This window comes from Aeromonas sp. 600276 (assembly GCF_049175815.1).
In the GTDB taxonomy this organism is placed as follows: Bacteria; Pseudomonadota; Gammaproteobacteria; order Enterobacterales; family Aeromonadaceae; genus Aeromonas; species Aeromonas dhakensis.
Window position 1 is genome coordinate 24,436 of the sequence record NZ_JAAKVU010000013.1, and the last position, 21,185, is coordinate 45,620.

Below are 21,185 nucleotides of genomic sequence, written 5' to 3' on the forward strand. Positions count from 1 at the left end.
AGCGCACCCGCGGCCTTTCTCTTCAGCAGATTAGCACTGGGCGATGGCGTTTAGCACCCGTTTATCGGAGACCGGATAGGGGGTCCCCAGATTCTGGGCGAAGAACGACACCCGCAGTTCCTCAATCATCCAGCGAATATTGGCCACCTCGGTGGGAATAAGCTGGGATTTCGGGATCTTGGCCAGCAGCGCCTTGTACTCCGACTCCACGCTGTGCACCTTGAGCATATAGACCCGATCCCGGTTGGGATCGATGGCGAGCTTCTCCAGACGACGCTCGATGGCCCGCAGGTAGCGCAGCAAGTCAGGCAGCCGCTGCCAGCCGGTCTCGGTGACAAAGCCCTTGTGGATGAGGTTACCGAGCTGCTGCTGGATATCGGACATGGCAAAGGCGGTGTCGAGCTGCATCTTGCCCTTGAGCCGTTTCTTGATCTCATGAGACAGCGTAAGCACGGCTTCCACCTGTTTGGCCACCTCCACCACCGCATCGTTGAGCTCGGCGCGGACATACTCCTTGAGCGCCTCGAAACCGGCTTCATCCCAGGCCATGCCGCCGTGCTGCTCAATCAGCTTGTCGCAGCCGCAAGCGATGCAGTCATCGATCAGCTCCGCTACCTTGCCAAAGGGGTTGAAATAGAGCCCCAGCTTGGCCTTGTTGGGCAACTTCTCCTGCAGGTACTTGATGGGAGATGGCACATTGAGCAGCACCAGCCGGCGCTGACCGGCCCACATCAGCTGCTGTTGCACCACCGGGCTCTCCACCAGCTGGATGGCGACCGAATCCTTCTGATCCACTAACGCCGGATAAGCCTTCACCTCGAAACCGCTGCGCTTTTGGCTGTACTCCTTCGGCAGCTCGCCAAAGCTCCAGAGGGTGAGGCCGGACTGCTCGATGTCATCGTCCGCCACTTGCGATAGCGTCTCCTGCACCTTGCCGCGCAGGGACTCTTTCAATGCCTCCAGGTCTTTGCCTTCCGCCACCTTCTTGTGCTTGTCGTCTACCACCCGGAAGGTGAGTTTCAGGTGATCGGGCACCGCGGTCCAATCCCAAGATTCGCGAGGCACGGTCACGCCGGTCATGCGACGCAGCTGGCGCTCCATCTCGTCCAGCAGCGGCCCCTGCTCGGGATTGATGCTGGCAAGCAGGGCATCGGCATAGTTCGGCGCCGGTACGAAGTTCTTGCGCATCGGCTTTGGCATCGACTTGATGAGGGCCACCAAGAGCTCGTGACGAAGCCCCGGGATAAGCCACTCGAACCCCTTCACCTCCACCTGGTTGAGCAGGGGCAACGGGATATGCAGGGTCACGCCATCGGCGGCCTCCCCCGGTTCGAACTGGTAAGTCAATTTGAGCTTGAGGCGCCCCTGCTGCCAGAAGTTGGGGTAGTCGAGATCGCTGATGTGGGCCGTGTCCCCCTTCATCAGCATCTCTTTTTCGAAGTTGAGCAGCTCGGGATCCTGCTTCTGCGCCTCCTTCCACCACTTGTCAAAGTGACGGGCAGAGATAATTTCTTCCGGCAGGCGGGCATCGTAGAAGCGGAACAGATCCTCGTCATCCACCAGGATGTCGCGACGACGCGACTTGTGCTCCAGCGCCTCCACCTCCGCCAGCAGCTTGCGGTTGTCACTGAAGAAACGATGGCGAGTCTCGAAATCCCCCTCCACCAGGGCGCGGCGGATAAACAGCTCGCGGCACAGGGCCGGATCGATGCGGCTGAAGTTGATGGTGCGCTCGGCAACCAGGGTCAGGCCGTAGAGGGTCACCTTCTCCTTGGCCATGACGGCGCCGTTTTTCTTCGACCAGTGGGGATCGCTGTGGTGCAGCTTGATGAGGTGGCCCGCCAGCGGCTCCACCCACTCGGGTTCAATCCTGGCGTTGATGCGGGCGTAGAGGCGCGACGTCTCCACCAGCTCGGCGGCCATCACCCACTTGGGCGGCTTCTTGAACAAACCCGAGGCCGGGAACAGATGGAAACGACCGTTGCGGGCGCCGAGAAACTCCGGCTTCTCCAGATCCTTGTTGCCGATATGGCTGAGCAGCCCCGTGAGCAGGGCACAGTGCACCGTCTTGAAATCCGCCGGCTCCTGGTTGGCTTTAAAACCCAGCTCCTTGACCGTCTGACGCAATTGGAAGTGAATGTCCTGCCACTCGCGCACCCGCAGGTAGGAGAGAAACTCCTTCTGGCACATGCGCCGGAACGGGTTGCTGCCAAGGGCATCCTGCTGCTCTTTCAGGTAGTTCCACAGGTTCACAAAGGCGAGGAAGTCGGAATCCTTGTCTTCAAAGCGTCTGTGCTGCTCGTCGGCGGCCTGCTTTTTCTCCATGGGCCGCTCGCGGGGATCCTGAATACTGAGGGCGGCGGTGATCACCATCACCTCGCTCAAACAGCCGGTTTGCGCGGCGCTGATCACCATCTTCGCCAGACGGGGATCAAGGGGGATGCGCGAGAGCTGGCGACCTGTCTCGGTCAGCTGCAATTTTGCCTCACGATCGCCGGTGGCGGGCAGCTCGCGCACCGCCTCCAGCTCTTTCAAGAGGGTCAGACCATCCTTGATATGGCGCGACTCTGGCGGCTCCACGAAGGGGAACGCCTCCATATTGCCAAGGCCAAGCGCCAGCATCTGCAGGATGACCGAGGCCAGATTGGTGCGCAGGATCTCGGGGTCGGTAAAGGCCGGACGGCCGTTGAAATCCTCCTCGGAGTAGAGGCGGATACAGATACCGTCCGCCACCCGGCCGCAGCGCCCTTTACGCTGGTTGGCACTGGCCTGGGAAACCGGCTCGATGGGCAGGCGCTGCACCTTGGTTCGCCAGGAGTAGCGGCTGATGCGGGCCGTACCTGGATCGATCACGTAGCGAATGCCCGGTACCGTCAGCGAGGTCTCCGCCACGTTGGTGGCGAGCACGATGCGCCGTCCGGCGTGGAGCTGGAACACCTTGTTCTGCTCGGCGTTGGAGAGGCGGGCGTAGAGCGGCAGTACCTCGGTGTCGCGCAGGTTGAGCTTGTGCAGGGCATCGGCGGTATCGCGGATCTCCCGCTCGCCGTTCATGAAGATGAGGATGTCCCCCAGCCCTTCGCGGGCCAGCTCTTCGACTGCATCGAAGATCCCCTGCAGCTCGTCGCGCTCCTCCAGCCCCTCGCTCTTGTCACTGCTTTTTTTATCAACAAACAGTGGGCGGTAGCGCACCTCCACCGGGTAGGTGCGGCCGGAGACCTCGATCACCGGCGCCTTGTTGAAATGGCGTGAGAAACGCTGCGGGTCTATGGTGGCCGAAGTGATGATGACCTTCAGATCGGGGCGCCTCGGCAGCAGCTGCTTCAAGTAACCCAGGATGAAGTCGATGTTGAGGCTGCGCTCGTGAGCCTCGTCGATGATGATGGTGTCGTACTGGGTGAGCATCCGGTCGTTCTGGATCTCCGCCAGCAGGATACCGTCGGTCATCAGCTTGATGTGGGTCTGCTCGCTCACCTGATCGGTAAAGCGCACCTTGTAGCCCACGTAGTGGCCAAGCTCGGACTCCATCTCCTCGGCGATGCGGGCCGCCACGGTGCGTGCCGCCAGACGGCGCGGCTGGGTGTGGCCGATAAAGCCCTTCACCCCGCGCCCCAGCGCCAGGCAGATCTTGGGGATCTGGGTGGTTTTGCCCGAGCCGGTTTCCCCGGCAATGATCACCACTTGATGCTCTTGAATCGCCTTGGCGATTTCCGCCTGCTTCTGGCTGACCGGCAAATTGTCCGGATAGGTGACCCTGGGGACGCCCGCCAGACGGGACTGGTAGCGCGCCTCGGCCACATCAAGGTCGGCGGCAATGGTCTCGAGCACGGCGGCCTGCTTGGCTTCCGGCAGCTTCTTGACACCATGCAGCCGGCTGGAGAGACGGCGGGCGTCGAGGTTCATGCAGGCAGATAGACGGCGGCGCAGCGCCTCGATAGAGAGAGACAAGGTACGAATTCCTTAAAAGAGTGCCCATCAAGGGCCATATCGATAGCTGGGGGAGATCCTAAAGAGCGAGGCTGGACGGTGCAAGCCTTAAAGCGGCGCCGAGGGGGATGAGGCCTGTATCACAGCGGGCATCGGCATTCCCCATACGGCAATAAAAGAGCAGGCATGGAGCCTGCTCTGTGCTGCCAACGTGCTGACGAGGTGGAAACAGCGTCCTCAGGCACGAGCCTTGTGTACGAAACAGGTTCCCAGCTGGGCGTGGATGGCCTGCATCACGTCGTGGCGGCTGATGACCCCGAGCAGATGCCCCTCCTCCACGACCGGATAGATCTTGGGCTTTTGTCCCATCATCATCTCGGCCAGCTCGAGGATGCTGGTATCGGGGCCGACGGCCAGCACCTCCTTGCGCATCACATCCCTGACCTGAGCAACCTGTTCACAGTGATAGGCCTCTTTCAACATGACGGCGATACAGTCCTGCTCGGAGACCCAACCCACCAGGTGGCCCCGTTCGTCCACCACGGGGCCGCCAAGCTGGCGACTGTTGAGAAACTTTTCCACTGCCGCCTGCACCATCATCTCCGCGCTGAAGGTGATGGGACGAGTCTGCATGTAATCCTTTGCCTTGAGTGATTCCATCGTGCGTTCCCCCAACCTGCCTCCCGGGCGGGAGGCGCGAGCCGGGCACTATGTCCGGCTCACTCCAAGCATAGCTCGCATGGATCAGGAGATGGATTGCAGCAACAGCAGCAGCTCGTTCTGGCTGTGGCAGTCGGTCTTCTTGAACACCCCTTTCAGGGTCGAGCGCACGGTTTCCACCTTGACGCCACGCAACTCGGCGATGTCGTTGCTGCTGTAGCCCTTGCTCATCAGCACCAGCAGCTCTTTCTCGCCGATGGTGAGCGGATAGAGGCTGGCCAGCGCTTCAATGTCGGGGTTGAAGGAGTGTTCGGGATCCCGCAGCACCACCTCCACATACCGTTCGAAGCGATTGAGACCGCTCATCAGGGTGCACTGGATCAGCAACGGCCGCAGATTGGGCTGACGAGGAATGGACATATAGGCGCTGGCGCCGGGCAGCAGATAGGCGAAGCCATTCAATATCTCTTTGAACTGGCGCTGCTGCTCCTTATTTTGCAGCGAGAAAATACCATTGCCCGCTCGCAGTTCCACGTTCTCGTCGGCAATACGATTGAAGGCCACGTTGGAATAATGGATATGCCCTTTGTCATCGACGATGGCGCTGGGTTTATTATGGTTTTTTACCAGCTGTTGCAGCTGATAGTTCTGGGTTTCCAGGGCCAGCAGGTTCCAATAATGTTGGCTCCAGGCCGCCAGGCCAGAATAAACTTCGCCAAGGGAAGAAATTTCCTGCGCGCTGAAATCATCCTGCGTCGCCGCACGATAGGTAGACAGGCTGCTAAGCCCCCGCCCCTTCACCCGGCAGACACCGCCAGCCGCAAACTGGGCGCCGAAACTGGCCAGCAAACCCGCCGAATTGGAGAGGCTGTTGGCACTGACGATCCCCTGGCAGCCCTTGTCCAGATAGTGATTGAACCACACATCCTGGCGATGGTGCTGGACATAGAACTGCTGCTGGGCTTCGGTCAAACCACTGGAAAAGAGCTTGATGCCGTCGCTCTTGTCATCATCCCGCAACAAGAACAGCGACGAGCTGCCTGACACGTCGGAGCGGAACTGATCCACCACCAACTTAATGTCAGAATCATTAATACCGCACTCATATAACTGGCTTATATAGGGCGATACCCTTTCTTTTACTAATGCCTTCACACCCGAACTCCTAATTTCTTATTTTTATTGAAGTGGCATCTTACTCTGCAATGAGAAACGCGAAAAGTAGTCAAATGAACAAAGGTTTTATAACTGATCCATAAATAGTAATGATGAAACGACATAAGAGCGCTCGAAAGCGAAAATCTTAAATCCAAGTTAATGTTTTTTATGATTTTTGTCGCTGATGTTGTGCTTGTCTGTGGCAAACAACAGGCTCCGCCGACGCGACAATGGTGCAACAAAGCAGCCCTCTCATGCCATTTGCTGTGACAAGTTGCCCAGGGGTGCCAATCAACGCGACTATGTCACTCCACAGACCTGGTTATTCTGGGCCTCTCCACGCCTAAACGTCTGCCACCTCTCGCCCTCGGCCATGCAGGCCCCTGCCCGACCGATCTCTGCTTCCCTGATCATTTCTCAAATCCAACCGACTCCCTTTGCCGCCGACCTCATCGCTTACTCGCTGTCGTCGCCGCTCAAGGTGTTTCATTTTGGTTAATTTTGTGTTTAATTCACTCCTGAAACACTTAATGTATATACAAATAACAACCCAACACACGGACTGACCCCCACCGCAAGGAGCAGGTATGGAATCGGACAACCTACTGTTAACCCCCATGAAGCCAGGCGCAGGCATCAAGCTGCTGCTGACCAGCCTGCTGGGCATCGCCATCTTCTTCATTCCGGTCGAGCTGGGGGGGCGCAGCACCATAGTGGTGGATCATCTGGCCGCCCTGGTGATGGCCCAACGCCCCCTGGCGACAGGCCTCATCCTGTTGCTGATCGGGTATGGTGCCGTGATGCCCTTGCTCGATGGCCGCTGGCGTGCGCGCCCCATCGACAGGGTATTGAGCCTGTTCAAGCTGCTGGGCCTGGGAGTGGCCTTGATCTATGTCACCGGGATCGGGCCGGCCTGGCTGATGACCCCGGATCGATTGCCTTTTCTGTTCGACAAACTGGCCATGTCGGTGGGCCTCATCGTGCCCATCGGCGCCATGGCCCTCACCTTTTTGCTCGGCTTCGGTCTGCTGGAGCTTATCGGCGTATTGATGCAGCCCGTGATGCGCCCCCTCTGGCGCACGCCAGGCCACTCCGCCATCGATGCCGTGGCCTCGTTCGTCGGCAGCTACTCGGTGGGTCTGCTCATTACCAACCGGGTTTTCCTGGCAGGCAAGTACACGGTGCGCGAAGCCGTCATCATCGCCACCGGCTTCTCCACCGTGTCGGCCGCCTTCATGATCATCGTGGCCAAGACCCTTGGCCTGATGGCGCAGTGGAATTTCTACTTCTGGTCCACCCTGGTCATCACCTTCATCATCACCGCCATCCTGGCGCGGGTGCCTCCCATCGCCACCATGGCTCATGAGGGCGACACCGACGAACCCTTGCCTGCCGGCCAACGCCGCTGGCAAGCGGCCATGGCCGCCGGGCTCACCCAATCCAGCCAGGCCGAGCCCTTGCTGAGCCAACTGCGGGACAACCTCAGGGATGGTCTTCACATGGCTGCCGCCGTGGTGCCGACCATACTGTCGGTCGGCTTGCTGGGCCTGCTGCTGGCCCAGCACACTCCCCTGTTCGATCTGATTGGCTGGCTGCTCTGGCCGCTCACCTGGCTGCTCGATCTGGGAGAGCCGCTGGCTACCGCCAAGGCACTCTCGGCCGGCCTAGCAGAGATGTTCCTGCCGGCCATCCTGCTCAAGGATGCAGAGCTGCTGGTGCGCTATGTCGCGGCCGTGGTCTCGGTCAGCTCGGTGCTCTTTTTCTCGGCCTCCATCCCCTGCATCCTGGCCACCCGGATCCCGGTAAGTGTGGGACAACTGGTGGTGATCTGGCTGCTGCGTACCCTGCTTGGCATTGTGCTGGCTACGCTTTGTGGCCGCCTTGCCATCGCACTCGGCTGGCTGGCTTGAAGGATCAAAGAGGCTCACGCATCAGCACGTTGGCTGAAACACTAAACAGGGAGGCAAGCCTCCCTGTTTATTTAATTTACCGGCCCCCTCTCCAACACTGAAAATAATACATGGCCAGCCCATTCACGATCATCAAACTGATACAGTCTGAGCATCACCAATAATGAACAACAATGGGTCAGGCACATGATGGCCGCTTGAAAAATTTATAAACAATATAAATCCATTTAAAAATCCGTATGGCGAGCGTGACCAAGGCAAGTCTTGAATCAGGCCTGTCATGTCGCCCGCGAGCTCACGGTGACAGCTACGTCAGCCCCGCCACAGGCCTCAATGCAGCCATCTTTTAGATTGATAAACCAACCTGACAGCAGAACAGCTGTTCTCCATTTCTTTTTTTGCAGGCAATATTTGGTAACAACTTCCTCATTATCATTCCCCCATGGCTGTGATACTACAGTTGACTGCCGATCTCTTATTTTTGGTGACACAAATTAAATATGGATATTGTCATGACACATCATCGCCATGCATTTTTCGACGGGGTCGACAGGCAACCGCAATTCATGCGGTCAGGTGGGTCCCATGCTGCCCTCTAGACCCGCAGTCGAGACTCATCTCTGTGCCTTGCTCCTCATGGTCTTCGTCATCGTGCTGATGGGTCAGTTTGGCCACCAGCTATGGACGCCAGACGAACCTCGCGAAGCCGCCATCGCCTGGGAGATGTTCAACAGCCGTGAGCTGGCCATCCCGACCCTGGCCGGCAGCAGCTTTATCGAAAAACCCCCGCTCTATTACATTCTGGCCATTCCCTTGCTGGCCCTGCTGCACGATACCCTGGGCATTACGGTTACGTTGCGCCTAGTGGGGGCCCTCTGGGCCCTGGGCACACTGCTGTTCACCGGCCTACTGGCCAAGCGGGTATTGGGTTCCGGCACTGCGGCGCTCTGGTCGGTCATTGCACTGGGAACCATGGAGGGCTTCATCATGAACAGCCACTGGATCCGGGTAGACACCAGCCTCGCCTTTTTCGTCGCCTTCACCATGTGGGCATTCGCCGAATGGTACCTGGGTAGTCGATCACGGATGCTCTGGTGCGCAGGGCTCGGTCTCTCCCTCTGTTTTCTGGTCAAGGGGCCCATCGGCCCCATCACCCTCTTCTTTGGCTGGCTGGCGCTGTTCATCCCGGCATTCAGGCGTCATCTTGCCGCTAATGAGGGAGGCCGTTTCGTGATGCAGCACCTCGGCATGAGCCTGCTGTTCGTCATGCCCATTGCAGGCTGGCTGCTGACCCTGTGGCAGCATCCCGAGGGAGACGCGCTCTGGCAACAGTGGTTCTGGCAAAATCAGGTGGGCAGGTTGACAGGCAGCGCCGCCGAACTGGGCCACATCAAGTCCGGCGAATACTTCTTCTACCTTGCCGGGCTGGCCGAATACACCCTGCCCTGGCTGCCCCTCGTGCTCTATTGGGGCTGGCAAACCATCAGGCAGAAACAGTGGAGCGCCTCCCGCCTGTTCCTGCTCATCTGGACAGTGGGCACCCTGCTGCTGCTCAGCGTGGCCTCCACCAAACGGACCCTCTACCTCTTTCCGCTGATGCCGGTCTTTGCCCTGATGATCGGGCAACTGAGCCTCAGCTGGCCTCGCTGGCTGAATGGCTATGGCCGTGGCTGGACCCTGTTCATGTTCCTGTTCGCTCTGGCACTGCTCATGGCACCTTTCTACCTGCCGCTGTTGCCGGTGGAGATCCCCGACCAGACCCTTTCCATCATCAGCACCCTCGGCTGGCGTCATGTGCTGGCGGCGGTATTGCTTATTTTCGCGGCCGAACAGTTATGGCGCTGGCGTGAAATTGAGGGAGCCACCCTGCTGGCCAGTGCATCCGGCATCATGTTCTTGCTGGCATTTACCCTGGCCTACCCCGCCATAGATGCCGCCAAAGCGATGAAAGGCGATACGGAGCGTTTCTTGCAGAAGATCCCCATCGAACAGCGCGCCCGGATTGCCGGCTGGAACTTTGGTGAAACCGAGCGGGGACTCTTTTCGGTGTACGGCGACTGGCAGATCAAAAACGTCGACACGGCGCGGCTTCATGACATCTTGACTTGCCGTGACCCCATCTTCACCAGCCTGCTCATCAATCAGGACGACAAGAACTTCCAGCTGGCCAGCTTGCTGGCCGGGCATACCTACCGATTGCTGGCCACGGGACACCCCAGAGTGGACAGAGATGCCCGCGCCATCTACTGGGTCAAGGGGCGCTGCGACCATTGATGAATTGCACGGAGATAGACCCCATCGGAGAAAGGCCATTGAGATAGACGCTGGCTCAAGGTGGCCAGTCAATTTGCCAACGCCGGTTGAACAGCCTGCTCCTGCATCACCAGATCAGGCCGCATAAAGCAAAGAAGCCAGGACTATCCCACTCCTGGCTTCTTTGCTTTTTACGCGCTTACCCGTGTTCAACGCCTGTCAACATGACACGCCTGCACGTTATTCCCTTGCCTATGTCCTTCAGATAAGAACCGCAGCCGAAAACCCGGCCATGATTGCTTGCCCGGGCTATCAACATGACCGGCTTTTTAATGAAGAGCTCCCACCGCCATCAATTCGATTCAACCAGGCGTCCTCGGTTCACGCTATAGACATTGAGTATTCAATAAAGAGTCGTGATCAGATGGCCTGCGATAAGGCGCAGACTCTTCCCCCCGCTCATCCATGACCGGGCTGAGGCAAAGCGCCGGTTCGACGCTCAACTATCATCTATGTCTCCACGATTTGATCATACTGACAGGCAGCCCGAGATGACGCACATGTCTGCACGCCGGCGCTCTTGTGTGCAAGGAGAGCCGGGGGGTTCAAGCAGAAACTGTCGCATGAAAGCTGATCTTCAATCGTCATTGCCGATGAATGTCAGAGTTTTAACCTTATGTTCAGTAACGCTATTTCAGAGTTAGATTGATCTTAGGAACGAAGAGCACTGTTTCACCGTCATAACGTTAATAAGAGGACATAGTGAATGGACAAACACACTCATGGGGCCGGTCAGTGCCCTTTTGCACACGGAGCCAATACTTCCGCCGGCCAGGAGCCTCAAGTTTGGTGGCCCAATGCCCTCAACCTCGACATCCTGCACCAACATGACCGCAAGACCAATCCGATGGATGAGTCTTTCAATTATGCTGATGCCTTCAGCAGCCTCGATTACGACGCCCTCAAGGCCGACCTCCATGCCCTGATGACCGACAGCCAGCCCTGGTGGCCGGCCGACTGGGGGCACTACGGCGGCCTGATGATCCGCATGGCCTGGCACTCCGCAGGCAGCTATCGCGCCACCGACGGCCGTGGCGGTGCCAACACCGGCAACCAGCGCTTCGCCCCCCTCAACAGCTGGCCAGACAACGGCAACCTCGACAAGGCGCGCCGCCTGCTGTGGCCCATCAAACAGAAATACGGCAACAAGATCTCCTGGGCCGACCTGATGATCCTGGCGGGCAACGTCGCTTATGAATCCATGGGGCTCAAGACCTTCGGTTTTGCCGGTGGCCGCGAGGACATCTGGCATCCGGAAAAAGATGTCTACTGGGGCTCCGAAAAGGAGTGGCTGGCGCCGAGCGGCAGTGAAGGGAGCCGTTACAGTGGTGAACGGGATCTGGAGAACCCGCTAGCCGCGGTGATGATGGGGCTTATTTACGTCAACCCGGAAGGGGTGGATGGCAACCCTGATCCCCTGAAAACCGCCCATGACATGCGCGTCACCTTTGCCCGCATGGGGATGAATGACGAAGAGACCGTCGCCCTCACCGCCGGTGGCCACACCGTCGGCAAGGCCCACGGTAACGGCAGCGCTGCCAAATTGGGGCCCGCTCCAGAAGGGGCGGATGTGCATGAACAGGGGCTTGGCTGGATCAACCACGAGAGCCGCGGCATCGGCCGCGACACGGTCACCAGCGGGATCGAGGGCGCCTGGACCAGCAATCCGACTCGCTGGGACAACGGCTACTTCAAGATGTTGCTGGGCCATGACTGGTGGCTCAAGAAGAGCCCGGCCGGTGCCTGGCAGTGGGAGCCCGTCGCCATCAAGGAGGAAGATCGCCCGGTGGACGTGGAAGACCCCTCCCTGCGCTGCAACCCCATCATGACCGATGCGGACATGGCACTGCGCTTTGACCCCGTCTACCGGGAGATCTCCGAGCGCTTCGCTGCGGATCAAGACCTCTTCTCCGACGCCTTTGCCCGCGCCTGGTTCAAGTTGACCCACCGCGACATGGGGCCGCGCAGCCGCTATCTGGGGCCGGAAGTGCCGGGCGAAGTCATGGTGTGGCAGGATCCGGTGCCGGCGGTGGATTACCAGCTCTCCGATAAGGAAGTGAGCGAGCTCAAGGCCAAGCTGCTGGCCTGTGGTGTGATGCCAGCCGATTTGATCGCTACCGCGTGGGACAGTGCCCGCACCTTCCGCGGCTCCGATTATCGCGGCGGTGCCAACGGTGCCCGGATTCGCCTCGCGCCGATGAAAGAGTGGGAAGGCAACGAACCGGCTCGCCTCGAGAAGGTGCTCAATGCCCTGACTGCCCTGCAGGCCACCCTGAGCAAGCCGGTCAGCATCGCCGACCTGATTGTGCTGGGGGGGAGCGCAGCGGTAGAGCAGGCGGCCAAGCTGGCTGGCGTTGACATCGTCGTTCCCTTTACGCCGGGCCGCGGTGATGCCAGCGCCGATCAGACCGATACCGAGTCGTTTGCCTTCCTGGAGCCGGTGCACGACGGTTTTCGCAACTGGCAGAAGGGGCACTACAAGGTGCAGCCGGAAGAGATGTTGCTCGACCGTGCCCAGTTGCTGGGGCTGACCGCCCGCGAGATGACAGTGCTGGTCGGTGGTATGCGGGTGCTTGGCACCAACCATGGCGGCTCGGCTCACGGCGTCTTTACCGACCGGGTCGGAGTGCTCAGCAACGACTTCTTCGTCAACCTGACCGACATGGCCTATAGCTGGCAGCCGACTGGCCGCAACAGCTACCAGATCGTGGATCGCCAGAGCGGCGCGGTGAAGTGGACCGCTACCCGGGTTGATCTGGTGTTTGGCTCCAACTCGGTGCTGCGTGCCTACGCCGAGGTCTATGCCCAGCAAGATGGCAAGGAGAAGTTCGTGCGTGACTTCGTCAAGGCCTGGGTCAAGGTGATGAACAACGACCGTTTCGACCTGAAATAATCCGCTAGGTCCGTAGAAATAACGCCAGCCGCGAGGCTGGCGTTATTTTTTGTCGGCACGCGCCGCCAGCGGCGGTGCATCGGCCTCCCCTCACAAACGGGGTACAGGAGAGCGGAAAAAGTGTGAAGCAAGAAGAGGCGGAAGGAATACAAGCAGAGAGTACAGGCCTTGCACCGGTTCGATGCGGTGCGCGGCGTGACAGGGGTGGACCCCTACTCATAAAAACGCAGCTGACACGGGGAAAATGTCAGCTGCGTCATGACTATTCGCGATGCATCCGGATGGTGAAGGCCTTTGAATCGCTGCACAAGCCACTGGCTGACAACGGGAGGAAATCACCTGCCCCATCCTGGCCCATCCTGGCCCATGGGTCGGCAACGACGCTCCGGCGTTACCGGAGCGAGTTGACCGGGAAGTCGGGGCAAGTGCCCCATCACGACCGACGGGCAGACCATCACGCGCAGCCTATTGCTGCGACAGGAAATGAGTCCTTAAAAGGGCATCTTGAAACCGGGAGGCAGTTGCATGCCGCCGGTCAGCTCACCCATCTTGGCCTTGTTCTGCTCTTCGACGCGACGCACGGCATCGTTGACGGCCGCAGCCACCAGATCTTCCAGCATCTCTTTGTCATCTTCCATCAGGCTCGGGTCGATTTCGATGCGACGCACGCTGTGGCTGCCGGCCATGGTGACCTTGACCATACCAGCGCCGGCTTCACCGACTACTTCCATCTGGGCAAGCTGCTCTTGCATCTTCTGCATGCGCTCTTGCATCTGTTGGGCCTGTTTCATCAGGTTCCCCATTCCACCTTTACCAAACATATGTCGTCTCTCGTCTTGAAATCCGGCATCCAGCGCCGGGCCGTGGGTTTACCCGTCCTAAGTGGGGACGGCCAAACCGTTTTTCAACCGGGCACCAGGCCCGGATGGTGTGATCAGTTGCTCAGCGGCTCTATGCTGTCGTGGTGCAGCATGGCGCCAAACCGCTGTTGCAAGAATTGCACGTTGGGATCCTGCTCCAGATCCCGGGTGACCTGCTCCCGCACCCCGAGATAGAGGCGGTGCTCAATCTCGAGCGGGGTTTCCCGCTCTGGCACCACGCCCAGGGTGACGTCCACCTGTACCGCCAGCCCCAGTTCGGGGCCGATGATCTCGGCCAGATCGGCGCGCGCCCTGTCGCTCACCAGATGGCGCTGCTCGGGTTTGAGGGTCAGCAGCACCTTGTCACCCTGCTGCTCCATCACTGAATTGATGGCCAGCTGGCGCAGGCGGCCACCCACACCGGTGCGGGCAATCAGTTCGGCCCAATGGTCGCCGCAATTGGCCAGCAGCGAAGAGGGGATCAATCTGGCCGCCTCCTCGCTTCCCTGCGGCTGGTTGTCGCTCTCCAGCTCGTTCCAGTCGATGGTTTCCATGACCGAGGCGGCAGGCTCGCTGATGGTCGCCTCAGGGGGCGTTGCAACGGCGACCGGCGCACTCGGCGCAGCGACCGTCTGCCGGCCGGCACTGCCATCCAGATCCCAGGGCGGCAGATCATCCGCCTGGGGACGAGCGGCGGGCGCTGGTTGCATCACCTGGGTGGTTCGCTCCGGCAAGGGGGCGCTGGCGAACGCATCGTTGAAACCCTGACTCAAATACTCTTCGTAGTCGCTGCCGCTCTCTTCATAGGCATCGAGCGGCGGCAATTCATCGTAACCTGACTGGGCCGCCTGGGCAGCTGCCTGCACCCGGGGGGCACTCGGGGAGTGGGGCGTCGAGGGCGGCATGGCCGCAGCCGGTGCCATCGGTGCCGGTTTGGCGGCCGCCATCGGCTTGACCGGCGTCGCCCGGGCTGGCGCCGCATTGCCGCTCGGCTCGCCGCGCAGGCGGCTTCGCAGCAGATTGCGCTTGCCCAGCAGACTTTGCATGCTGGCCACCGTTGAAGAGACACACCCCTCCCCGCTGTCAGCCACATTCGTTGGTACGGCGCCTTGTACGGAGGACGCGGGCTGGGCAGCGGCAGGCTGAGCCGTGGGCGCAATAGGTTCGGGCGCGGCTTCATAACCCATCTGCTCGGCCTCACGCAGCAGCTCCGCCTGCTCGGCAAACAGCGGATCCAGCTCGGCGCCGCCTTCCGGCTCCGCCATGTCAGCCAACTGTGGGTGAGGCTGGGCGGCCTGTCCGGCCTCCTGCGCCCCTTGGTGCTCGACCGATGCAGAAGAAGTAACCGGCGCAGGCGAGTTCGCGGCGTCGGCTGACGGAGCCTGCGGCATCATGCCGGTGGCCGGGGGTGGCTCAACCCCCTCGGGCTTTCCCATGGCGGGGGCCGGGCTCCTCGCACCGGCGGCGGGCAGGCCACCGAGTGCCGGAGGCAGCGCCGTCAGGCTGGCTGGGTGCAGCACCTCGCGCCGGGGCGAGAAGGCCAGCATCCGCAGGCAGGTCATCTCCAGTGCGGTGCGGCCATCGGGGGCCCAGGGCAGATCCTTGCGGCCACCCAGCACAATCTGATAGCAGAGCTGCACCTCTTCCGGGCTCATGGCCTGGGCCAGCTGCAGCAGGGCATCGGCATCCGCCCCCTGCTCCTGCACGGTGGCGGGCAACAGCTGCGCCATGGCGATGCGATGGAGCAGCCCTTCCAGCTCGGCATGGAGCTGATCAAAGTCGGGGCCCAGGGTCGCTATCTCGGTGATCTTGGCCATGGTGGCGGGTGCATCCTGACGCAGCACAGCTTCCAGCAGCTGGTGCAGATGGCGGTGATCCAGGGTCCCCAACATGGCCAGCACGCTGTCGGTGCGCACGCTGCCATTGCCGTGGGCCAGCGCCTGATCGGTCAGGCTCAGGGCATCGCGCATGCTGCCATCCGCCGCCTTGGCCAGGGCCAGCAAGGCGCGCGGCTCGAAGGGTTGTCCCTCCTGATCCAGCACCCATTCGAGCTGCTTGGCGATCTGGGTCTGATCCAGACTCTTCAGATGAAACTGCAGGCAGCGCGAAAGGATGGTGATGGGCAGCTTCTGAGGATCCGTGGTGGCCAGCAGGAACTTCACATAGGGGGGCGGCTCTTCCAGGGTTTTCAGCAGCGCGTTGAAGCTGTGGCGCGACAACATGTGCACTTCGTCGATGAGATAGACCTTGAAACGGCCACGGGCCGGTCGGTACTGCACGTTGTCGAGCAGCTCGCGGGTATCTTCCACCTTGGTGCGCGACGCCGCGTCTATCTCCAGCAGATCGACGAAGTTGCCCTGATCGATCTCGCGGCAGGTGTCGCACACGCCGCACGGATGGCTGCTGATCCCCTGCTCGCAGTTGAGGCTCTTGGCCAGGATGCGCGCGATGGTGGTCTTGCCGACTCCGCGAGTACCGCTCAGCAGATAGGCGTGATGCAGCCGTCCCTGATCCAGGGCGTTGGTCAAGGCGGTCAGCACATGATGCTGGCCTACCACTTGTTCAAACGTATGGGGGCGCCATTTACGCGCCAGAACCTGATAGCTCATAGATCTCGATGCAGGGATGACAAGGCATTGAGGCTGGATGCTAACACAAATGCGGGGCGGGCTGTATCGGCTATCGGCCGAGGCGGGAGGGATCGCTTGAATTTCAAACCGATGCCCGCTCGGGCACCGGTTTGGACGCAGGCAACGGGCTGACGAGGCCCGTCTGCGTGATCGGACTGGCGGCTTATTCGCCCGGCAGTTCGACCAGGGAGACCACCTTGACGCCGGCGGCGGTCAGGCGGGCATCACCACCCAGCGACGGCAGGGAGATGATGAAGGCGGCATCGGCCACTTCGCCGCCGGCACGGCGGATCAGCTTGACGGTGGCATCGACGGTGCCGCCGGTAGCCAGCAGATCATCCACCACCAGTACCTTGTCACCGGGCACGATGGCGTCGGTGTGCAGTTGCAGGGTGTCGGTGCCATATTCGAGGGCGTAGGACTCCTCGATGACGGCGCGGGGCAGCTTGCCCGGCTTGCGAACCGGCACGAAGCCCAGACCCATGGCGAAGGCTACCGGCGCGCCGAAGATGAAGCCGCGCGCTTCGGTACCGACAATCTTGGTGATCCCTTGATCACGGTAGTGATTGGCCAGCAGATCGATGGTGGCCTTGAAGGCCTCGGCATTCTCGATCAGGCTGGTGATGTCGCGAAACAGAATGCCCGGCTTCGGATAGTCGGGAATGGTCTTGATGCTCGCTTCGATAAATTTCAGGGTTTCCGGATTCATGGTTTGACCGTTTGTTTTTCGACGCAGATGGTCGTTTCTCTCAGCTTCCCGCCAGCGGGAAATAAAAAGGCCCGTCACGCAAAAATGACGGGCCGACTCCATAGCATTATTGCCGCAATAGCTTAGGGACTTCACTTCTCCATTGCAACTGGCTCCAGCACCGGCAGGCGCATTAACCAGGTGAGCAGGATCACCATTATGGCAATGAGCAGCAGCCTGACCCACATCATGGGCACCACTGCCAGCGACACCGAAAAGGAGAGCAGAATAAAGAAAATAGCGCGCCGCCTGGCATGGCGACGAATGCCGCGATACTGCTGCCAGTCCTGGATGGGGGGGCCGAACCAGGGGTGCGCCAGCAACCAGCCATGAAAGCGGGGGGACGTGCGGGCAAACAGCGCCGCCGCCAGCAGCATGAAGGGGGTGGTCGGCAGCAGGGGCAGGACTATCCCGACTATCCCGGTGGCGAAGGCAAGCCAGCCCAGGGCCATCAGACACCAGCGTTTCATGGGTACTCCTCTGAATGTATCTCTGCCTTTAGCCTAACAGAGTTGGCCCGTAAGCAGACAGTCTGGCCCAGGCGACGGCCGTCGATTGGGTTCATCGAGTGGGCAAACGGCTGACAATCCCGGCCATTGCCACTACAATCTGCGCTCTTTTTTCTCTGTTTGCCCTGCGGAACCGGTTATGCGCGTTATTTTGGCCCCCATGCAGGGGGTGCTGGATCACTTGATGCGGGAGGTGCTCACCTCCGTCAACGACTACGACCTCTGCGTCAGCGAATTCATCCGGGTGGTCGATCAGCTGCTGCCCGCCAAGGTGTTCCATCGCCTCTGCCCCGAGCTGAAACAGGATGGCAAGACCCGCGCAGGGACCCCGGTACGGGTGCAACTGCTGGGACAACATCCGGAGTGGCTGGCAGAAAATGCCATCCGGGCCATCGAGCTCGGCTCGCCTGGGGTCGATCTCAACTTTGGCTGCCCCGCCCCCACGGTCAACAAGAGCAAGGGGGGCGCCGTGCTGCTCAAGGAGCCCGAGACCATCTATCGCATCGTCAAGGCGGTGCGCGAAGCGGTGCCGGCCCATCTGCCGGTGAGCGCCAAGATCCGCCTCGGCTACGATGACAAGGATCTCTATCTGGAGAACGCCCAGGCGGTTCATCAGGCCGGGGCCAACGAGCTGGCCGTGCACGCCCGCACCAAGCGCGAAGGCTACAAGGCGCCGGCTCACTGGGAGTATGTGGACGCCATTCGCCGTGCCCTGCCCATCCCGGTCACCGCCAACGGCGAGATCTGGAACCATGCCGATGCCCTCGCCTGTGCCCGGGTGTCCGGCTGCGATGCCCTGATGGTGGGCCGCGGCGCCATCTCGTTGCCCAACCTGGCCAACGTGATGAAGACCGGCTGTGCCCACATGAGCTGGGCCGAGGTGCTGCAGCTGATGGTGAGCTACACCGAGCAGGATTTGGCCAGCGAGAAGGCCGACTACTACCCGAGTCGCATCAAGCAGTGGTTCAGCTACCTCAAGCGGGAGTATCCCGAGGCAGACCTGCTGTTTCAGGAGATCAGGGTACTCAAGGAGACCCATCCCATTCGGGACGCCCTGCTGCAGGCCGCGAAAACTGTGATCTAACCGTTCTTTACTTGACGCATATCATCTTGATAATCCTGTCGCTTCCCTATACTGCCCACAATTTGTTATTCGTCCGTTGGGGGCTAGTGTGTGTGAAATGACGCAAGCTCAGTTGGCCGTGTGGCGTGATCGCCTGCTGACTGACTGGGCGCAAGTAAGAGAAGAGCTGATCGGTCAGCTCAAAGCCTGTCGGCGTGACGAGTGGGCGGAGCAGGTGGATCACTGCGAGCGGGATCAGCTGGTCGATCTCACCAGCCGCCTCGACTTGCCCAAGGTGGAACAGAGCGTGGCTAGGCTCAAGCGGATCGATGCGGCGCTTTGCCAGATGGATCTGGGCCTCTATGGCCTCTGCTCCGACTGCGAGGAGCCGCTGGCCATCGAATCGCTGGAGCAGGACCCGACCCTGCAACGTTGCCCGCGCTGCGAAGCCCGCTATCGCAAGGGATTCCACGCCCACGAGCTCTGAGGGATGCACCTTCGTGCATCCTTTCCCCCGGGCTGGTCAGCCCGACATTTCTATTCAATAATCAACAACAACCACGCTGAACAGGGATAGCTCCGTGTACAGAGTCTTGTTGTTATGGTGTTTGTGCACCGCCGCCTGGGCGCAGGAGTCACTGCAGGTGGGCTGGGCCAGCTGGCACCCGTTCAGCTTTCGCGACGAACAGCAGCAGCTGCAGGGGCTGGACATCGACCTGCTGCAAGCCATCTTCAGCCGAGCCGGCTTTAGCGCCAGCTACAGCGAGATGCCCTGGGCCCGCGTACTGCGCGAGCTGGAGTTCGGCACTATCCAGCTCACCATGTCCGCCAACCAGACCGCCGAGCGCGAGCGGTACGCCCGCTTCAGCCTGCCCTATCGCAACGAAGAGACTGTGCTGCTGGTGCGCCGTCAGGACAGGGCTCGCTGGCAAGGGATCACCCAACTCTCGGACCTGCTGCCACGGCAGGATTTCACCATAGGGATGATGCGTGATTTTGATTACGGCACCGATTTTCGCACCTTCATGCAATCGCCCCAGATGCAGGATCGGCTGCTGGCCCGCCTGCGGATGGAGCCCTTGCTCAAGCTGCTGCTGGCCGGTCGCATTCAGGGGGTGGTCATCGACCCCATGGGACTGCAGGAGATGAACCTAGCCGGTATCCCGCTCGATGACCTCACCCCCCTGCTCAATATCCAGCGCACACCGGTGCATCTGATGCTGAGCCGGCGCACCACCACGCCAGCCCAGCTGCACCGGCTGGACGAGGCCATCCAGGCGCTGCTCACCAGCCCGGAATACACCCAGATCCTGGCCCGCTATCGTTATCAGTTGCCGCCCATCAGATAAAAAAACGGGCCCAGTGGGCCCGTTCTCTTGTGCGCTATCTCATTGGGCCAACAGATGGCCCACCAGCTCAAAGCGCCAGCCCTGCAGCAGCATGGGCTTGTCGGCCCGGGCCCGCTCTTCGTCGCTCATACGCCAGCTCCAGGTGAAGTACTGGTGAATGATCTTCTTGCTGGCCACCAGTTCGGGCGGAATATTGCTGGCCTTGGCCTTCTCTTCCACCATCCCCTTGATACGCTTGAGCTCGGCCTTGTATTGGGGGTAATCCACCAGCCGGCGAATGGGCTCGGGCCAGCCGGCGGGATCGCTCTGCTGGGCGGCGGCCACGATATCCAGCATCCGCTTGCCGTGGATCTTGATCTCGATGGGGGCCAGCCCCAGCTCGTTGAGATCGCGCAGGGAGGTGGGCTTGCGCTCCGCCACCTTGAACAGGTGCAGCTCCTTGACCACGAAGTTGAGGGCCAGATCCCGGCGCACCGCCTCCTGCTGACGCCAGGCGGCCAGCTCGCGCAGGATCGCCAGCTCGCGGCGCCCCAGCTGCCAAGCGTTGACGATGTCGAGATAGGCCTGGCGGGGATCGCTGCTTTGGGTCTTGCGGGCAGAGTGGTTCTGACACTCCTGCTCGAACCAGGCGAACTTGCCGCTTTCACGCAGCGCTGCCATCACCTTGTCGTAGAGAGGCAGCAGATAGAAGACGTCGGCCGCCGCATACTCGAGCTGACGGGGGGTGAGCGGGCGCGCCAGCCAGTCGGTGCGCGCCTGATCCTTTTCCAGGGTCACGCCGAGAAACTCGTTGACCAGGGCGCCGAAGCCCACCGAGACCCCGTGGCCCAGAAAGGCCGCCGCCAGCTGGGTGTCGTGCATCTGGTTGGGCAGATGACCCGCCTGATGCTGGATAAGCTCCAGATCTTCGCCGGAGGCGTGCAAAATGGCGATCTGCCCTGCCCGACCGAGTCGCTGCCAGAGGGAGGAGAGATCCAGCGTCAAGGGATCCAGCAGCGCCAGCTGGTGGCCGTCGTAGATCTGGAACAGGCCCAGCTGGGGGTAATAGGTACGGGTGCGGACGAATTCAGTATCGATGGCCAGGGGAACGTCGGCCAGGGAGGCGAGATACTGATCCAGTTCGGCTTGCTGTGAAATGAGTTGATAATGCATCTGTGCCTGCGCGTTG

General features: G+C 60.7%; 14 protein-coding genes. 6 read left to right on the top strand and 8 right to left on the bottom strand.

Features of this window, described 5'->3' with window-relative positions; all coding sequences use genetic code 11:
- Positions 1-30: 30 nt before the first annotated feature.
- The 3 genes from hrpA to G5134_RS13845 all read right to left on the bottom strand — a co-directional run bounded on the left by hrpA (position 31) and on the right by G5134_RS13845 (position 5,739).
- Complete coding sequence (gene hrpA / locus G5134_RS13835) at positions 31-3,945, bottom strand: ATP-dependent RNA helicase HrpA (RefSeq protein WP_421232058.1); 3,915 nt, start codon at positions 3,943-3,945, stop codon at positions 31-33.
- Positions 3,946-4,161: 216 nt separating this feature from the next.
- Complete coding sequence (locus G5134_RS13840; RefSeq protein ID WP_005301012.1) at positions 4,162-4,584, bottom strand: CBS domain-containing protein; 423 nt, start codon at positions 4,582-4,584, stop codon at positions 4,162-4,164.
- 84 nt (positions 4,585-4,668) lie between these two features.
- On the bottom strand, positions 4,669-5,739 hold the full coding sequence (locus tag G5134_RS13845) for a helix-turn-helix transcriptional regulator (protein ID WP_005301015.1): 1,071 nt from the start codon (positions 5,737-5,739) through the stop codon (positions 4,669-4,671).
- 590 nt (positions 5,740-6,329) lie between these two features.
- Here G5134_RS13845 and G5134_RS13850 point away from each other — a divergent pair.
- From G5134_RS13850 to katG, 3 genes are all read left to right on the top strand, one after another.
- On the top strand, positions 6,330-7,652 hold the full coding sequence (locus tag G5134_RS13850; protein ID WP_065017123.1) for a YjiH family protein: 1,323 nt from the start codon (positions 6,330-6,332) through the stop codon (positions 7,650-7,652).
- A gap of 585 nt (positions 7,653-8,237) precedes the next feature.
- Positions 8,238-9,926: a phospholipid carrier-dependent glycosyltransferase gene (locus G5134_RS13855; protein WP_421232059.1), complete on the top strand. Its 1,689-nt coding sequence runs from the start codon at positions 8,238-8,240 to the stop codon at positions 9,924-9,926.
- Positions 9,927-10,671: 745 nt separating this feature from the next.
- The gene (katG, locus tag G5134_RS13860) at positions 10,672-12,858 is read left to right on the top strand and encodes a catalase/peroxidase HPI (protein ID WP_024941759.1); all 2,187 of its coding nucleotides are present in this window, start codon (positions 10,672-10,674) and stop codon (positions 12,856-12,858) included.
- 491 nt (positions 12,859-13,349) lie between these two features.
- Here katG and G5134_RS13865 read toward each other — a convergent pair whose 3' ends face one another.
- The 4 genes from G5134_RS13865 to G5134_RS13880 all read right to left on the bottom strand — a co-directional run bounded on the left by G5134_RS13865 (position 13,350) and on the right by G5134_RS13880 (position 17,566).
- Positions 13,350-13,679 (bottom strand): YbaB/EbfC family nucleoid-associated protein, encoded by a 330-nt coding sequence (locus tag G5134_RS13865; RefSeq protein ID WP_005301028.1) that lies wholly within the window; start codon positions 13,677-13,679, stop codon positions 13,350-13,352.
- A 113-nt stretch (positions 13,680-13,792) separates the two neighbouring features.
- Positions 13,793-16,327 (bottom strand): DNA polymerase III subunit gamma/tau, encoded by a 2,535-nt coding sequence (gene dnaX / locus G5134_RS13870; RefSeq protein ID WP_065017120.1) that lies wholly within the window; start codon positions 16,325-16,327, stop codon positions 13,793-13,795.
- 184 nt (positions 16,328-16,511) lie between these two features.
- Positions 16,512-17,057, bottom strand: coding sequence for an adenine phosphoribosyltransferase (gene apt / locus G5134_RS13875; protein ID WP_005301034.1), 546 nt, complete (start codon positions 17,055-17,057; stop codon positions 16,512-16,514).
- A gap of 131 nt (positions 17,058-17,188) precedes the next feature.
- Positions 17,189-17,566 (bottom strand): YbaN family protein, encoded by a 378-nt coding sequence (locus G5134_RS13880; RefSeq protein WP_024941757.1) that lies wholly within the window; start codon positions 17,564-17,566, stop codon positions 17,189-17,191.
- A 178-nt stretch (positions 17,567-17,744) separates the two neighbouring features.
- On the opposite strand from G5134_RS13880, the gene dusC reads away from it, so the two are divergent.
- The 3 genes from dusC to G5134_RS13895 all read left to right on the top strand — a co-directional run bounded on the left by dusC (position 17,745) and on the right by G5134_RS13895 (position 20,017).
- Positions 17,745-18,689 (top strand): tRNA dihydrouridine(16) synthase DusC, encoded by a 945-nt coding sequence (gene dusC, locus G5134_RS13885; RefSeq protein ID WP_065017119.1) that lies wholly within the window; start codon positions 17,745-17,747, stop codon positions 18,687-18,689.
- Between the two features lie 97 nt (positions 18,690-18,786).
- Complete coding sequence (locus G5134_RS13890; protein WP_017782825.1) at positions 18,787-19,155, top strand: TraR/DksA family transcriptional regulator; 369 nt, start codon at positions 18,787-18,789, stop codon at positions 19,153-19,155.
- A 94-nt stretch (positions 19,156-19,249) separates the two neighbouring features.
- Entirely contained in the window at positions 19,250-20,017 is a 768-nt protein-coding gene (locus tag G5134_RS13895; RefSeq protein ID WP_017778993.1) for a substrate-binding periplasmic protein, read from the top strand.
- A 39-nt stretch (positions 20,018-20,056) separates the two neighbouring features.
- Here the strand turns inward: G5134_RS13895 and rnd are convergent, their stop codons facing one another.
- Entirely contained in the window at positions 20,057-21,169 is a 1,113-nt protein-coding gene (rnd, locus tag G5134_RS13900) for a ribonuclease D (protein WP_181969393.1), read from the bottom strand.
- Positions 21,170-21,185 lie beyond the last annotated feature (16 nt).

What these genes read in the sequence shown, in the direction of transcription:
- G5134_RS13840 (WP_005301012.1), bottom strand. Translation starts at nt 4,584, where the DNA reads ATGGAATCACTCAAGGCAAAGGATTACATGCAGACTCGTCCCATCACC.
- G5134_RS13850 (WP_065017123.1), top strand. Translation starts at nt 6,330, where the DNA reads ATGGAATCGGACAACCTACTGTTAACCCCCATGAAGCCAGGCGCAGGC.
- G5134_RS13855 (WP_421232059.1), top strand. Translation starts at nt 8,238, where the DNA reads ATGCTGCCCTCTAGACCCGCAGTCGAGACTCATCTCTGTGCCTTGCTC.
- katG (WP_024941759.1), top strand. Translation starts at nt 10,672, where the DNA reads ATGGACAAACACACTCATGGGGCCGGTCAGTGCCCTTTTGCACACGGA.
- G5134_RS13865 (WP_005301028.1), bottom strand. Translation starts at nt 13,679, where the DNA reads ATGTTTGGTAAAGGTGGAATGGGGAACCTGATGAAACAGGCCCAACAG.
- dnaX (WP_065017120.1), bottom strand. Translation starts at nt 16,327, where the DNA reads ATGAGCTATCAGGTTCTGGCGCGTAAATGGCGCCCCCATACGTTTGAA.
- apt (WP_005301034.1), bottom strand. Translation starts at nt 17,057, where the DNA reads ATGAATCCGGAAACCCTGAAATTTATCGAAGCGAGCATCAAGACCATT.
- G5134_RS13880 (WP_024941757.1), bottom strand. Translation starts at nt 17,566, where the DNA reads ATGAAACGCTGGTGTCTGATGGCCCTGGGCTGGCTTGCCTTCGCCACC.
- dusC (WP_065017119.1), top strand. Translation starts at nt 17,745, where the DNA reads ATGCGCGTTATTTTGGCCCCCATGCAGGGGGTGCTGGATCACTTGATG.
- G5134_RS13890 (WP_017782825.1), top strand. Translation starts at nt 18,787, where the DNA reads ATGACGCAAGCTCAGTTGGCCGTGTGGCGTGATCGCCTGCTGACTGAC.
- rnd (WP_181969393.1), bottom strand. Translation starts at nt 21,169, where the DNA reads ATGCATTATCAACTCATTTCACAGCAAGCCGAACTGGATCAGTATCTC.